15 protein-coding genes are annotated in these 14,194 nt (G+C 36.4%); all 15 read left to right on the top strand.

Features of this window, described 5'->3' with window-relative positions:
- Positions 1-5: 5 nt before the first annotated feature.
- The 15 genes from AC21OG_RS12305 to AC21OG_RS12375 all read left to right on the top strand — a co-directional run bounded on the left by AC21OG_RS12305 (position 6) and on the right by AC21OG_RS12375 (position 13,960).
- On the top strand, positions 6-536 hold the full coding sequence (locus AC21OG_RS12305; protein ID WP_491185095.1) for a hypothetical protein: 531 nt from the start codon (positions 6-8) through the stop codon (positions 534-536).
- Between the two features lie 46 nt (positions 537-582).
- Positions 583-1,341, top strand: coding sequence for a lytic transglycosylase domain-containing protein (locus AC21OG_RS12310; protein ID WP_487378395.1), 759 nt, complete (start codon positions 583-585; stop codon positions 1,339-1,341).
- Positions 1,342-1,352: 11 nt separating this feature from the next.
- Positions 1,353-1,682: a TrbC/VirB2 family protein gene (locus tag AC21OG_RS12315; RefSeq protein ID WP_487378394.1), complete on the top strand. Its 330-nt coding sequence runs from the start codon at positions 1,353-1,355 to the stop codon at positions 1,680-1,682.
- Positions 1,683-1,716: 34 nt separating this feature from the next.
- Positions 1,717-2,040, top strand: a complete 324-nt coding sequence (locus tag AC21OG_RS12320) for a VirB3 family type IV secretion system protein (protein ID WP_487378393.1) — start codon at positions 1,717-1,719, stop codon at positions 2,038-2,040.
- Between the two features lie 11 nt (positions 2,041-2,051).
- Positions 2,052-4,511 carry a VirB4 family type IV secretion/conjugal transfer ATPase gene (locus AC21OG_RS12325; protein ID WP_487378392.1) on the top strand — a complete coding sequence of 820 codons (2,460 nt, stop codon included), beginning with the start codon at positions 2,052-2,054 and terminating at the stop codon, positions 4,509-4,511.
- Positions 4,512-4,550: 39 nt separating this feature from the next.
- A complete protein-coding gene (locus AC21OG_RS12330; RefSeq protein WP_487378391.1) occupies positions 4,551-5,237 on the top strand; it encodes a type IV secretion system protein in 687 nt (228 codons plus the stop codon).
- Positions 5,228-5,467 carry an EexN family lipoprotein gene (locus AC21OG_RS12335; RefSeq protein ID WP_487378390.1) on the top strand — a complete coding sequence of 80 codons (240 nt, stop codon included), beginning with the start codon at positions 5,228-5,230 and terminating at the stop codon, positions 5,465-5,467. The genes AC21OG_RS12330 and AC21OG_RS12335 overlap by 10 nt, the downstream gene beginning before the upstream one ends.
- A gap of 15 nt (positions 5,468-5,482) precedes the next feature.
- Positions 5,483-6,625, top strand: a complete 1,143-nt coding sequence (locus tag AC21OG_RS12340) for a TrbL/VirB6 family protein (protein WP_487378389.1) — start codon at positions 5,483-5,485, stop codon at positions 6,623-6,625.
- A 40-nt stretch (positions 6,626-6,665) separates the two neighbouring features.
- Positions 6,666-6,896 (top strand): hypothetical protein, encoded by a 231-nt coding sequence (locus AC21OG_RS12345; protein ID WP_487378388.1) that lies wholly within the window; start codon positions 6,666-6,668, stop codon positions 6,894-6,896.
- Positions 6,883-7,602, top strand: coding sequence for a VirB8 family type IV secretion system protein (locus AC21OG_RS12350; protein ID WP_487378387.1), 720 nt, complete (start codon positions 6,883-6,885; stop codon positions 7,600-7,602). Before AC21OG_RS12345 ends, AC21OG_RS12350 begins: the two co-directional genes overlap by 14 nt.
- Positions 7,599-8,417 carry a TrbG/VirB9 family P-type conjugative transfer protein gene (locus AC21OG_RS12355; protein ID WP_487378386.1) on the top strand — a complete coding sequence of 273 codons (819 nt, stop codon included), beginning with the start codon at positions 7,599-7,601 and terminating at the stop codon, positions 8,415-8,417. The genes AC21OG_RS12350 and AC21OG_RS12355 overlap by 4 nt, the downstream gene beginning before the upstream one ends.
- Positions 8,418-9,794, top strand: coding sequence for a type IV secretion system protein VirB10 (virB10, locus tag AC21OG_RS12360; RefSeq protein WP_487378385.1), 1,377 nt, complete (start codon positions 8,418-8,420; stop codon positions 9,792-9,794). It abuts the gene before it with no gap.
- Between the two features lie 8 nt (positions 9,795-9,802).
- Entirely contained in the window at positions 9,803-10,834 is a 1,032-nt protein-coding gene (gene virB11 / locus AC21OG_RS12365; RefSeq protein ID WP_487378384.1) for a P-type DNA transfer ATPase VirB11, read from the top strand.
- A gap of 10 nt (positions 10,835-10,844) precedes the next feature.
- Positions 10,845-11,663 (top strand): hypothetical protein, encoded by an 819-nt coding sequence (locus tag AC21OG_RS12370; protein ID WP_487378383.1) that lies wholly within the window; start codon positions 10,845-10,847, stop codon positions 11,661-11,663.
- 86 nt (positions 11,664-11,749) lie between these two features.
- A complete protein-coding gene (locus tag AC21OG_RS12375; RefSeq protein ID WP_487378382.1) occupies positions 11,750-13,960 on the top strand; it encodes a DNA topoisomerase 3 in 2,211 nt (736 codons plus the stop codon).
- The last annotated feature ends 234 nt before the right edge of the window (positions 13,961-14,194 follow it).

The following is a 14,194-nucleotide window of genomic DNA, read 5'->3' on the forward strand; positions in this document are numbered from 1 at the left end:
TTTGTATGGGTGCTCCTAACCCAATGGGGATTAGTGAGTGTGCTCCAACTGTAAAAGAAGTTATGCGAGATTTAAGCAGAGGTAAAGGCTTGCCGACTTGTAAACTGTCGGATGGTCGAGACTCTAAAAGCGAAGGTAGTTTTGTTACATACCGCCGAGCAAATTTAACGCCTGATTGCCCTAGTGGTTATAGACAAGGACGTAACAATGTTCTTTATCATAATGGCGTAAAACCTGCCAATTTAAACAGAAGAGTACGGGTAAATGGTGGGGTCATGTCTGAATTAGTTGACGATGATGATAGAGGGTTTTTATTTCTTGGCGATCGTTACAAAGCTAGAGCCTGTGTAAAAGGTAACTCTAATGGTTCTATACCTGCTTATTCATACAGTAAAAGGGTAGGCGGTGAAATAGAAAGAATTAATGTACCTCGTCAAGAATGGTATGACAATACAATGTTGATGACACCTGACGGTGCTAAATATGAATTTACGATGCACATTGATAACGCACCATACTCTAAGCATCGTTTTTAAAGGGCTGTTTTTTAAAGAGCTATTTAATTAAATAAGGGGCGGTTAGATGATTGAATTTTATGCACTTGCACAACAATGTGCTCCCAATCTTGAAAAAGAGGTAGTAGCATCTATTGCACGTACTGAGTCGTCTTTTAATCCTTTCGCTATTGGTGTGGTTGATGGTTCTATACGGCAACCAACAAATCTAAATGAAGCGATCAGGGCAGTACGTAAATTAAAAAGCCAGGGCAAAAATTACAGTGTTGGCTTAATGCAAGTGAATAAAGTAAATTTCAATCATTACAACTTAAATGAAAGCAATATGTTTGATCCTTGTACTAACATTAGAGTTGGTGCAAGCATATTCAACAATTGTTTTAAACGTGCTAACGCTACTTTTGGACAAAAATATAGCTATGACGGTAAATTGCGATTAGCTATGTCTTGTTACTATTCAGGTAATTTCAAAACTGGCTTTAGAGCAGATTTTGTTGGTCAACCTCCTTATGTTACTAAAGTATTTAATCATCTGATTGGCTATCGCAATAGCCAATCCCCACTGCCTGTACCACGTCAATTACCGCTACCTGTACCACCAAGCAAAACTCAACCTATCATTGCACAGCAAGCATTGCCTCAAGATGGGTTGGCTTTAGCTGATTATGCAGAGTCGTTACAAGTAAAAGCGGTAAGTAGTGACATTCCAGTTAACGATTTAGCAGAAGCTAAATTGATAGAAAGATCCCAAGAGGATGTTCAACCCAAAGTGTTTAATGGCGATGTGTTTACACAGCCATTAACTGATGTTTTTAATTCAATATAGTGAGGTTTTAAATGTTAAATTCTGTTGCAACTTACGGTAACGTAAACCAGTTACAAATGAAAAAGTTTTTTTCTATTGCTTTGATGATAGCAGTTGCTATTACGCTTTTAATGATGCCAGATTTTGCCTATGCGGCAGGTGGGTTATCTAGAGCACAAAGTGGCATGGAAAAGTTTCAAGAAGCAATTTTACCAGTTCTACGTGTGGGTTGTGTAATCGCATTTATTTTAGCAGGTGCAGGTTACATGGCAGGGTTTCTTGATAAATCCTGGTTCGTTAAAGCGGTTGTAGGAATTATCATAATTGGTTCAGCCAACGAGATTGTAGGTTTGATTTGGTAATCAGTTATTAATAACTAATTTGAGGTATCTAAGGATGTATGATTTATACAAAGGTGCAACAAGACCGCCCATGTTATTTGGTGTACCTACAGTAGCTTTAATGTGGGCGTTCATTGGGGTAGGACTATTATCAACTCTAATTAGTATTTTTGTATGGATCATATTTCCTTTTGTTTTTGTAGTAATGCGAATGATTGCTAAAAAAGATGATCAAGCCTTTAGGCAATGGGGATTGTGGCTAGATACAAAGAAAAGATGTAATACCAAAGTTAAAAGATTTTGGGGGGGGACGAGTTATACACCCTTAAAGTTAAAAAACGAATGGAAGTCTTGGTCAAGTAAAACTATTAAAAAATAACGGGGTTTATTGTGGATTTAACTATACCTGATTTTATTAAAAAAGAACGTAGCATAGCCCAACAGATACCATTTTCGCATCATGTTACAGATAATATTATCGCAACAAAAAACGGTGATTACGTTTCTGTTATTAAATTAGTTGGTCGTGCTCATATATCGGCAGATATTGAGGAAGTTAACAGATGGGTGCGTGATCTTAATACCAATATGAGATCTATACCTGGTCAAGATATGGAACACGTTAGTTTTTGGACTCATGTTGTAAGGCGTAAAGAGCGTCAAGTTGATCCTAAACTGTATGATAATGTGTTTTGTAAGCAAGTATCTGATAAGTACTCCAATGTGTTTAAACGTACTAGCTTGATGGTAAACGAGATATATATCACTATTTGCTATCGTCCAATTATAGATAAAACAACTGGTTTTTTTGCCAGGTTTGAAAAAACAAAACTAAATGAGCGTATAGAGCAACAAGAAGCCTATATCCAAAAATTAGTAGATATTGTTGATTTGCTTATTTCAGGTTTGCGTATGTATGAGCCTACTCGTATAGGCGTTTATGAGCATAAAGGCAGACGCTTTTGTCAAATGCTAGAGCTTTTTTCTTACCTCGTAACTCACGAACAAAAAAGAGTACCAGTTACTAGAGAGAATTATTATAACTACCTATCAACTGAACGCTTGGTTTTTTCAGAACATGGTGAGATTGGTGAGATACGCCATACTCAAAATTCTGAATTTTTTGGCATGATAGAGATTAAAGAGTACGACAATATTACTGTACCAGGTCACTTTAATCTTTTATTACAAGCTGATTGTGAAATGGTTATTACTCAATCATTCACTATTTTATCAAAAGTAGCTTCACTCGGATTTTTGAAGCGTCATAAAAAGCATTTAATTGACTCTGAAGATGTGGCCGTTTCTCAAGTTGAGCAAATGGATCACGCCCTAGATCAATTGGCATCAGGTTCTTTTGTCATGGGTGAACACCACATGACAGTATGCCTTTACGATAAGTCGCCTAGTGCAGTTAGAAATAGCCTACAGTACATTTCTACGGATCTTACCGAAGTTGGGATCATTCCCACTTATGTTGATTTAGCATTAGAAGCAGGGTTTTTTGCACAGTTACCTGGTAACTTCTCTTATAGAACACGCCCTGCCCCTATCACTTCTTTGAATTTTTGGTCGTTTAATAGCTTGCATAATCACATGACAGGTAAGTTAGACGGTAATCCTTGGGGTCAAGCGATCACGATGTTTAAATCGCTTTCAGGGTCGCCTTATTTCTTCAATTTTCATTTAAGCCCAAAATACGAAAATTCACTATTTAAAAAATATGACGGTAATACCTTAGTGCTTGGTAAAACTGGTGCAGGTAAAACGACGTTATGTTCGTTTATGTTGGCACAAGCAATGAGCATACCTAATTTGCGTGTCGTTGCTTTTGATAAAGACTATGGTATGGAAGTGTTTGTTAGGGCAGTAGGGGGGTGCTATTTACCTCTTAAACTAGGTGAACCAACTGGCTTTAATCCTCTTAAATTAGAAGATACGGCTGAAAACCGTAAATTTATTAAGCGGTGGTTGTATAACTTACTTGAAGATGATGGGTATGGTATTAGTTTTAATGATGAACAGGAATTAAATAAAGCAATTACAATCATCTTTAATCATGAATATGAAAATAGACGTTTAGCTATTTTCAAGCAAGGCTTGCCTAATCCAATTACAGGTGATGATGAAAGACCAACGGTTAAACAGCGTCTTGATAAATGGTGTGAGGGTGGTGAGTATGGATGGGTTTTTGATAATCCTGAAGATACATTAGATGTTACTAAATACCGTGTTTATGGCTTTGATGTTACTGATTTTTTAGATGTTCCTGAATTAAGATCATCTATTGTCATGTATTTAACATACAGAACACAACAGCTATTAAATGGTGAACCGTTTATATATTTCTTCGATGAATTTTGGAAGTTAATACAGGATGAATACTTTCAAAACCTATTTAAAAACAAGTTAAAAACAATTCGTAAAGAGGGTGGGCTTTGTGTTTTTGCGTCACAAGAGCCACACGATGCTTTAAGTAGTCCAGTTGCTAAGACGATCGTTAGCCAATGTGCTACTAAGATTTTACTTGAAAATCCGACAGCAGATTATGAAGATTATGTGGACGGATTAAAATTAACTGAAACAGAATTTGAGTTAGTTAAAAACATTCCAGGTAAATCATATCAATTTTTAGTTAAGCAGGGTGGTAATGATGTTGATACTAATCAATCATCAATGCTTAAATTCCACTTGCCTAATTTTGATCGTGAAATGTTAGTGCTATCGGGAACGCCTGATAATGCTGAATTAGTTAGAGAAATAATTGAGCGTATCGGTTCTGATAATCCTAATGATTGGCTACCCATCTTTTATGAAGAGCATGGGTATAGTATGAGCGAAAGCGGTTAGCTAACCGTTAATTTTTAACTTAATCGAGAGGTGTAATTCATGAAAACTTTAAAAAATAAATTGCTTGTTGCTACGCTTTCATCAGCGTTACTTGCTCCAACTGCTTTAATCAGTACGGCAAGTTATGGGGCAGGTGTGCCAGTTTTTGATGCTTCTTCATTTGCTAGACAGCTACAACAGTTACAACAAGCTAAGCAACAATACGATCAAGCGGTAGCTCAATACAAACAATTCCGCGGTGATCGGGATATTGGCAGATTATTTAATCAGTACGGTAAATACCTACCTGCTGAAATGCAAGGCATGTATCAAGATTACCAAAGTGGTAACTGGGCAGGTATGGCAGACAAAATTGCTCAATTAGAGCAACAGCAACGTTTAACAGGCTCACAAAAGCAGATTTTAGAGCAGTTGGCTAATTCGCAACGTATGTCAACAATGCAAAATAAAATTAAGCTAGATGATATGTTTGCAAAAAGTACACAACGCTTTGAGCAAATTCAGCGAATGGCTAATTCTGTAGATTTGCAAAATGATCCAAAAGCGGCGGCCGATTTACTTAATCGTATTCAAGTTGAAAATGCGATGTTGCAGTTACAAACTAATCAGCTTCAGATGGTTAGCATGATGCGTCAAGCTGAAAAAGAAATGGAACAGCAACAAAGACTTGATCATGCTCGTAAATTTAATTCAACTGGTGGTAAACAAGTTCACCAATGGCAGTAATGGATATGAAAAAATTATTTTTATTGGGTTTGTTTGTTTTTTTAAGTGGATGCGACAACCAAGAGACTTATACAGTTGATTATCTGATTGAAAATCAAGAAACATTAGATCAAGTTCTTGAGCAGTGTAAAGAGAACGAACAATCAGTTATTAATTGTGAAAATGCTCATAAAGCCAGTTCGATTATCTTTAATTCAACTGGTGGTAAACAAGTTCACCAATGGCAATAGGTAGCAGGGGTAGTTATGGCAGGTTATAGCGGTGCAGTTCCAAAGTTTTTATCAAAAGCGTTTGAGCGTATAGATAATGCTTTGTCAATTTTCGCTGAAAATTTTTCAGCGAACATAGCTACTGAAATTGCTCCCCTGGTCGTGGGGGGGCTAACCTTAACTTTTATTGTCATGGGTATTATGGCAGTTTATGGGATGCTCGATAGACCATTCAAAGAATTAGCCTGGCGTATGTTATGGGCTTCTGTGATTATGTCAATGGCTTTAACGTCTGCAATGTATCAAACATATATCATAGATTCTTTACTAACGTTACCTGATGACCTTGTTGCATCTTTAATGAGTGGTGCGATACAAGGTAGTAATGTTGCAACTGGTCAAAATGCGGCCGAAGCTATCGAAAGTTTATTTAGCCTGGGAACATACAATGCAGGTCAATACTTTAATGAGGGTGAAGTTGGTTTAACTGGTGTAAATCTTGCTCCCTATATTTATGGTTCGCTTGTTTTTATTGGTACTTTACTTTGCTGTGTTGTAGGTACGATTTGGTTATTTGTCGCAAAAGTTGTTTTAGCTTTGATGCTTGGGGTCGGGCCGATCTTCATAGCGTGTTTAATTTGGAAGCCAACGCAACAATTCTTTTGGTCGTGGGTCGGTCAAATTATTAACACTATTTTAACTACCATTTTTGTACTTGCCGTTTTCTCAATCTTTGCAGGATTTTTTCAAGACAACCTTACTGCTTTGGAAATTACTCAAGAGAGCGAGGGTTTTATTGATAGTGCAACGTTTGCATTTATCGGTGTCTTATGTATGGCTGTATTGATCACTATACCTCAATATGTCTCACAGTTAACAGCGGGGGCAGGTGGTGCGGTTGGTACTGCTATGGGTAAAATTGCAGGCGCAGGTGCAGGGGCGGTTGCAGGTGGTGCTATTGGTGCAACAGCAGGTGTAGCAGGTGGTGCTAGAGCAGGTATAGCAGGTAAATCTGCGGTAGATAAATACAAACAGGCTCGTAGCGGTGGCCAGGGCAAAATTGCTTCTGCTAGAGGGGCAAGGCATGAATTTAATAAATCACGTCAAGAAATGAAACAGGGTTATCCAGACTATTACCGCCAACAATCATCTAACCATAGAAACCCTGATAAAAAATAGATAATCCATTTTAACTTAACATTTAATAAGGTAGAAGTTTATGAAAAATCTTCTAATAGGTTCGCTTTGCCTATCGTTTTTAGTTGGTTGCCAAACGTACCCAAAAAAACCTAATCAGGTGAGTAGTTGGTCTAAGCGTGTTGTGGTAAATAAATCAGTACCCATCGAGTTACAACCGTATGAATTACCTGAAGTGGTCGAGTATGTATCACAAAGCGAAGATGTACCAACGCTGATAATCGTAAAAAAAGGGGTCGATGATGCTAAATAAGATGAAAAAAAATAAATCTAGTGATGTATCTAGTCATGATAAGAATGAGTGGAACGCTTATTTAGCAGGTACTCGTGGGCTTGAACGTGATTATATGCAAGAGATTGTAAATTCACGTTCTACATGGCGTAAAGTTGGGCTTGTCTGTTTCACTTTTGCGATCTTAACTGTGTTGTATCATCAATTTATGCCCGTAACACACCAAGAGCCTTTTGTATTAAGAGTTGATAATACTACTGGTGCGGTTGAAACTGTATCAACGCTAAATGAGCAAGAGAAGTCTTACGGTGAGGTTGTCGATGAATACTTTATAGCACAGTATGTTAGAAGTTATGAAAGTTATAACTATCAAAATATTCAATCTGATTATGACAAAGTAACACTAATGAGTAGTGATCAGGTAGCTATGCAATATCAAGATATTTACGATCCGTCTAAAGGTACTGCTCGTGATGAATTGCTTGGCAGAACTGGGATGCGTGAAGTTAATATTATTTCGGTCGTGCCTGATATTGAAAATTCATTAGCTACTATACGTTTTGAGACTAGAACCACGGATAGCAATGGTTCATCTTTTGTTGAAAATTGGATAGCTACTTTAACCTATGAGTATGTTCAAGCCAGTATTGATGATGATATTCGTTTAATCAATCCTTTAGGTTTTGTCGTCACTTCATATCGAGTGGATAAGGAAAATATATCATGATAAAACGGACTTTTTTAATTGCAAGTTTATTTGCCCCTTGTGTCGGATATTCAGCCCAATTACCACTATCGGCAGGATTTGACGAAAGGATCACTACAGTTACTTATAATCAACATGATGTTGTTGAGTTGGCCGTTAAGCCAGGGGTAGTAACTCAAGTTGTATTCGGTGATGGTGAAGAGTATGAAGCTCATGCTATCGGTGATAGTGAAGCCTGGCATATCGGTCATTTTAAAAACTATTTGTTTTTAAAACCTGCTCAACCTTTGGGTACTACTAATTTAAGCGTTGTTACTAACAAGCATAATTATATGTTTAAGGTAAATTTCGTCGATGAAAGTGTCAACATAGAAGATATGTATCAAGTCGAGTTTACTTATCCAAATGAAGAGCATGAGCAAGAAAAAATTGCCAAAGCTAAAAAGGTTGTAGAAGAAAGATTAGATGGGGCTTATACCACTAAGATCTACAATCTTAATTACAGTATGAAAGGTGATTACACAATAGCACCTAACCATGTTTACGATGATGGAACATTCACATACTTTAAGTTTATGGGTAACGTAGATCTACCTGCTATTTATAATGTTAATCCTGATGGTTCTGATGGTTATGGTACAGAACAAATGGTTAATAAAACAATAGAGGGTAATGGTAACGGCACGGTTGTTATGCACAAAACAGGCTACCAGTGGCGTTTAAGATTAGGCGAACAAGTTTTAGATATTTATAACGATAGTGTGAGACGTGGTGCGACTAATACGACTGGAACAATTTCGCCAAACGTTGAACGTGTTGTAGTGGGGGAAGAGTAAATGAGTAATAATCGTGATAATGACAACTTTGTACCTTTTGACTCTGACGATGAAGTTTATCAAAGTGAATACGATGATACTATCGTACAACCTGAAGCTGATGAAGAGACGTTAGATGACGTTAGAGGTGAAAGCGAGTTATCTAAGCAAAAAAAGATAACTAAACGTGGTCAAAAAGCAATCGTTTTTGTACTGTTACTGTTTGGATCAATCGTAGCAACTGCTATGGTTGGTTACTTAATGTTTTTTAAAGATGCTGATGATACTGAAATAAAAGACGAGACACAAGCATCATTTCAACGACCTGAACAGCGTGATTTTGGTCGTGAATATGTGGAACAAGATGTAGGTGAATATGATCCTTTATCAACAATTAATGCTGATGATGATAGTTTGATTGTAGAAGATAATGAGCCTGATACTTCAGGTATAGCAGGAACATCTTCACCTGAACCCACATTTACTACGGTAGAGCCACCTCCTGAACCTTATGTTCAAGAAAGGGTTGTAGAGCCACCACCGTATGAACAACCTCAACAATCTTTTGGTATGACTCCCAATGAACCCATCGAAGTTGAAGAGCCTCCAACTCCTGAAGAGTTAAGAAAACAGCGGATTTATTCAGCAGGATTTAGTTTACCTGGTTCAAATATTGGTAGTAATTCAAGTAGTGATACTTCAGGTGTAGCAGGACGTTCTAATGATAATGGTAATGATAATAACGATCCATTAGCTACTAAATTATCCCCTGCAACCTTGTCTGCTTCTTCAGCGGTAAAAATGAATGATCGAGATATGATGCTTACCAAAGGTAATATGATAGATTGTGTCCTCGATACTAAATTTGATAGTACAGTAATTGGCATGATGAGTTGTACCGTTACTCGCAATATTTACAGTGCTACCGGTCGAGTGGTTTTAATTGATCGAGGCAGTAAAATTACTGGTGAGTATAAAGGTGGGTTGCAACAAGGTCAAAGTAGAGTGTTTGTATTGTGGAATAGAATTGAAACACCAAAGGGCGTTATTATTGACATAAATAGCCCTGGGGCAGGTTCTTTAGGTGAAGCAGGTCATACAGGGCGTGTCGATAGTAAGTTTTGGAAGCGTTTCGGTGGTGCTATGCTTATTTCATTAGTTGACGATCTAGGCGAAGCATTGAGTGAAAGAATTGCTAACAGAACCATTGGTGGTGACAATACTAACATTCAATTAGAAGAGACTTCTAAGTCGGCAAGCGAAGTAACAGCGTCAATTTTAGAAGAGACTATGAATATTAAACCGTCACTGATTAAACATCAGGGCGATAGAATTAGTATATATGTTGCTCGTGATGTTTATTTTGGCAATGTTTACGATCTTAAACCAACAGAATAGGCGATAGTATGTTAGATAGAAGTAATGATCATGAAGCATTAACAGTTAATTTAATGTTAAAGCCATTAACGCCTTATCTTGATGATAAAAACGTAACTGAAATTACCATTAATGAACCTGGTTATATATGGACTAAAGGTGCTGATAATTGGAAGCGATTTAGTGTAGATGAATTGACCCAAGAGCATATCAACTCATTAATCACTGCGGTTTTTGCTTTTAATAATATGAGAGAAGTACCTATCGGTTCATTGCTTATGCCTGATGGCAGTCGTTGCCAGGTACTAAGACAACCTGCAACTTTGGATCATCAAGTATCTTTTACTATTCGTAAGCATAGTGATACGGTTTTTACTTTAGAGCAGTTGGCTAACACAGGTTCATTTACTAATTGGGTTGACAAAAGTTTTAATACTAATCCTGCAAGTTATATAGATGTTGATGGAATAACCGATAAAGATAAAGAACTTGTGCAACTAAAAGCTGACGGTAAAATCGAAGAGTTTTTAGAAAAATGTGTGCTGTATCATAAGAATATTGTGATAGCAGGTAAAACAGGTTCAGGTAAGACTACTTTTGCAAAGGGTTTAATTCTAAAAATCCCAAGTGATGAACGTATTGTAACGATTGAAGATGTACATGAATTACATTTACCTAATCACCCAAACCATCTTCACATGATGTTTGGGGCATCTAAAGGCCGTATATCGCCTTTTGATGCGTTAATGGCATGTATGCGTATTAGTCCTGACAGAATACTCTTAGCAGAGCTTCGAGGGGCTGAAACGTGGGAATATTTAATGAGTTTAAACACTGGTCATCCAGGGGGAATAACGACAGTACACGCTAACAGTGCAGTACATACTTTTGATCGTATTTCAGGGCTTATTAAATCTTCTGAAGTTGGTAAAACGGTAGATCTTGAAGCTATTAAAATGATTTTATATTCCACCGTTGATGTTGTTCTTTACTTTGATCGTCGCAAACTCAAAGAGGTTTTTTTTGATCCTTTATATGTCAAAAATTTATTAAAAGTGTAAGAGGTTAATTATGAAAAATATGGATATTGGTAACGAAAAAAAATTAACTCGTGACGAGTGGGATAAGCAAAGACTTGAGTTTAAAGAAAGTTTATCTAAAGATTATGAATTGAGTGATAAACAAGTACATATCATTATGAAAAAAACTCCATCTAAATCAGATTGGGAAGCTGATATAGAGAGTTTTAAGGACGAACATTATACTGATAATGGTGTAGAAATTGAAAAAAAAGAAGTAGGTAAGATTTTGGGGCAATTGTCTGAAGAGTATGAAGATAGTATGAAGTTTGATAATGATCCTGATATGCCTGGTGATGAAATAAAACCTACTGGTTGGCAATTAGAAGAGCAGGTTAGAGGTAGAATTAAACATCAAGAGTTTGAGGCTGTTTCTTCTAACGCATCTCTTTATGTAGCTAACAATGATGGCAATGAAAAGGAAGCCGAAAAAGAGATTATTAAAGATCTCAATAAAATAATTGAAGAAAGAGGGTTGGGGGGGCAACCTGTGGTTTCAAATGAAGTTTATAAGAAGCATAAAGAATTATCTGAAGATGGTCAAACTGAGATAGCTAAACCTGGTCGCACGTATTCAGGCAATATTGTTGATGTTGGTGAAGATGTCACTATTCAAAAAACTAAAACTGGTAAATTTGTTATTCATGAAACTGAAAACCTACCAGGCATACAAGAAAACGACGAAAAGGGTTTTAGTAAGATTAGATATGATAGTGGTGGTAAAGGCGACATTCTGCAAAAGAGTAATGATCATGAAATCGGTAAACAGAAAGAACTTGAGAAAAAACAAGAAAACGAATTGAATTACTAGGTCTATCGTCGCACGTAATTATTTATTTAACATTACAACCGTATTGACCTTTCAATACGGTTTTTTTAACTTTATAAGGTATGAAGATGAGACTATTTATAGCTGAAAAACCTGAATTAGCCAGGGCAATATGTGAGGGTTTAGGGGGCGGATTTGACAAAAAAGATGGATACTATATTAAAGGTGATGACTGTGTAGCTTATTGTTTCGGTCACATGCTGACTCTTTATAATCCTAAAGATTATGATCCTAAGTATGCTACATGGTCATTATCTGACTTACCTTTTAATTTTAAACCTGTTAAATACAAATGTGATCCTGATAAGCAGAAGCAAGTTAATACAATAAAAGAGTTGCTTGATAAAGCAGATGAAGTTGTTAATGCAGGTGATCCAGATGATGAAGGTCAATATTTAGTTGATGAGTTGTTAAGGTATTTCAATAATACAAAGCCTGTTAAAAGGATTTTAATTAATGATAATACTACTAAACTTGTGCGAAAAGCACTCGATAATATGAAGCCAAACAGTGAATATGAACACTTGGGATTTAGAGCTGAAGCACGTTCTATAGCTGATCAGACTTTCGGTTATAATTTATCCAGGGCTTACACTATAAAATCTCAACAAAGCGGTGGGCAGGGGGTTCTTTCGATTGGTCGAGTTCAAACGCCTGTACTTGGTTTAATTGTTAGGCGTGATCGAGAAAATCAGGAACATAAAAAAACTTACTTCTATACTGTAACGGCTGATTTTACGATTGATGATGTTAAATTTACTGCTAAATATCAGCCTAGCGAGGCTGATACAGTTAATGATAAAGGTAATCTAAGTAGTGAAGAGGTAGCCAAAAGAATAGTTGAGGGATGCGAGGGTCAACAAGCTACGATTATAAATATCAAGACTTCTGAAAAATCTAAATCGCCTCCGTTGCCGTATAACCTAATTAAATTACAACAAGATGCCTCAAGAAAATTTGGTTTAAAATCTGATAAAACTCTAGCTATCACCCAAAGTTTGAGAGAGAAACATAAACTTATTACATACAATAGAAGTGATTGCCAATATTTAAGTGATGAACAGTTTGAAAATTCAGAAGAGGTTTTAAACGCAATTTCTTCTACTGCTGATATTCTAAAAGGTGCAATTAGTAATTGTGACGCTTCAATTAAAGGGCGTGTTTTTAATAGCAGTAAAGTAAGTGCTCACCATGCAATTATACCAACTGATACAATCGCTAATATTAATAACCTAAGCGAAGATGAAAAGAATATTTATCTTTTAATTGCTAGATCATACCTGGCACAGTTCTACCCTAATTATGTTTATGATAGTACCGTTATAGAATTAGATGTTAATGGTTATAAATTTAAAGTTTCCTCTAAGGTCGATAAAAATCAGGGTTGGAAGCCTTTATATAAAAATGATATTGGTAATGATGAAACTGAAGAGGATAAAGAAACAGTAAATTTAGATTTAAGGAATTTAAGCCAGTCTATGAATGGGCTATGTAGTAACGCATCTTATGCTACTAAAGAAACTAAGCCACCTAGTCTATACACTGAAGCTACCCTTTTACGTGAATTAACCAGGGTTGCCAATCATGTTAAAGATCCTCAATTGGCTAAAGTGTTACGTGCTAAAGATAAAGGTAAAGAAGATGAACATGGGGGTATTGGTACTTCAGCAACCAGGCACACGATTTTAAAAACGTTATTTGATAGAGGGTATATTACAGAACATAAAAAGAAAATCGTTAGTACGAAGCTAGGGCAAAATCTTTATGACACGCTCGATGATGTTATTCGTTATCCTGATATGACAGCGATTTGGCATGAAAAACAATTAGAAATTAAGACTATAGAGGATGTTTATAATTTTGTTGACCAGGTAGTTAAAGATGCCATAGCACCTGAAGTAGATAGATTGAAAAATACTACTCTTGAAATTGCTGAAGTACATAAATGCCCTAGTTGTAGTCGTCCATTAAGGCGTATTAAGGGGTCTAAAGGCTATTTTTGGGGGTGTAGTGGCTATAACGACGAAGATAATCCGTGTAAGCAGACAATGGCCGATAAAGGCGGTAAACCAGTTGCTAAGGGGGTGAGTAAGAAAAAACGCAATATGCAAACCAAAACAGATCATTCTTGTAAGTCGTGCGGTAAACCCCTGGTTCATCATAAAGGCACGTCGCCTAAGACAAAAAAGAAATATAGCTTTTTTGGGTGTAGCGATTACCCAAACTGTAAGCAAACATATCTTGAAAAAAACGGTAAGCCTGTATTTGATAAGGAGTAATAAAAATGCTTGGTTTTTTACTAATCTTACTGGTTGTAATTCTTGTCGTTTTAATTTCAGCTATCATGTTCCTTAATAATAATACTGATAGCAATGTTGTTGATAATAAGGGTGAGAAAAATGCTAAAATTAATAATTAAATATCAAGCTAACTTAATGTAAGGAATAGATTATGATAGTTAAATTAGTTTCTAATCAAGGGGCAGGATGGCCTAGCACGACTGGTAATCCATC

Source organism: Psychrobacter sp. CX5, assembly GCF_057621535.2.

Coding starts and splice junctions, on each gene's coding strand:
- AC21OG_RS12355 (WP_487378386.1), top strand. CDS start 7,599: ATGATAAAACGGACTTTTTTAATTGCAAGTTTATTTGCCCCTTGTGTC.
- AC21OG_RS12350 (WP_487378387.1), top strand. CDS start 6,883: ATGATGCTAAATAAGATGAAAAAAAATAAATCTAGTGATGTATCTAGT.
- AC21OG_RS12330 (WP_487378391.1), top strand. CDS start 4,551: ATGAAAACTTTAAAAAATAAATTGCTTGTTGCTACGCTTTCATCAGCG.
- AC21OG_RS12375 (WP_487378382.1), top strand. CDS start 11,750: ATGAGACTATTTATAGCTGAAAAACCTGAATTAGCCAGGGCAATATGT.
- AC21OG_RS12370 (WP_487378383.1), top strand. CDS start 10,845: ATGAAAAATATGGATATTGGTAACGAAAAAAAATTAACTCGTGACGAG.
- AC21OG_RS12340 (WP_487378389.1), top strand. CDS start 5,483: ATGGCAGGTTATAGCGGTGCAGTTCCAAAGTTTTTATCAAAAGCGTTT.
- AC21OG_RS12310 (WP_487378395.1), top strand. CDS start 583: ATGATTGAATTTTATGCACTTGCACAACAATGTGCTCCCAATCTTGAA.
- AC21OG_RS12345 (WP_487378388.1), top strand. CDS start 6,666: ATGAAAAATCTTCTAATAGGTTCGCTTTGCCTATCGTTTTTAGTTGGT.
- AC21OG_RS12315 (WP_487378394.1), top strand. CDS start 1,353: ATGTTAAATTCTGTTGCAACTTACGGTAACGTAAACCAGTTACAAATG.
- AC21OG_RS12305 (WP_491185095.1), top strand. CDS start 6: ATGGGTGCTCCTAACCCAATGGGGATTAGTGAGTGTGCTCCAACTGTA.
- virB10 (WP_487378385.1), top strand. CDS start 8,418: ATGAGTAATAATCGTGATAATGACAACTTTGTACCTTTTGACTCTGAC.
- AC21OG_RS12320 (WP_487378393.1), top strand. CDS start 1,717: ATGTATGATTTATACAAAGGTGCAACAAGACCGCCCATGTTATTTGGT.
- AC21OG_RS12335 (WP_487378390.1), top strand. CDS start 5,228: ATGGCAGTAATGGATATGAAAAAATTATTTTTATTGGGTTTGTTTGTT.
- virB11 (WP_487378384.1), top strand. CDS start 9,803: ATGTTAGATAGAAGTAATGATCATGAAGCATTAACAGTTAATTTAATG.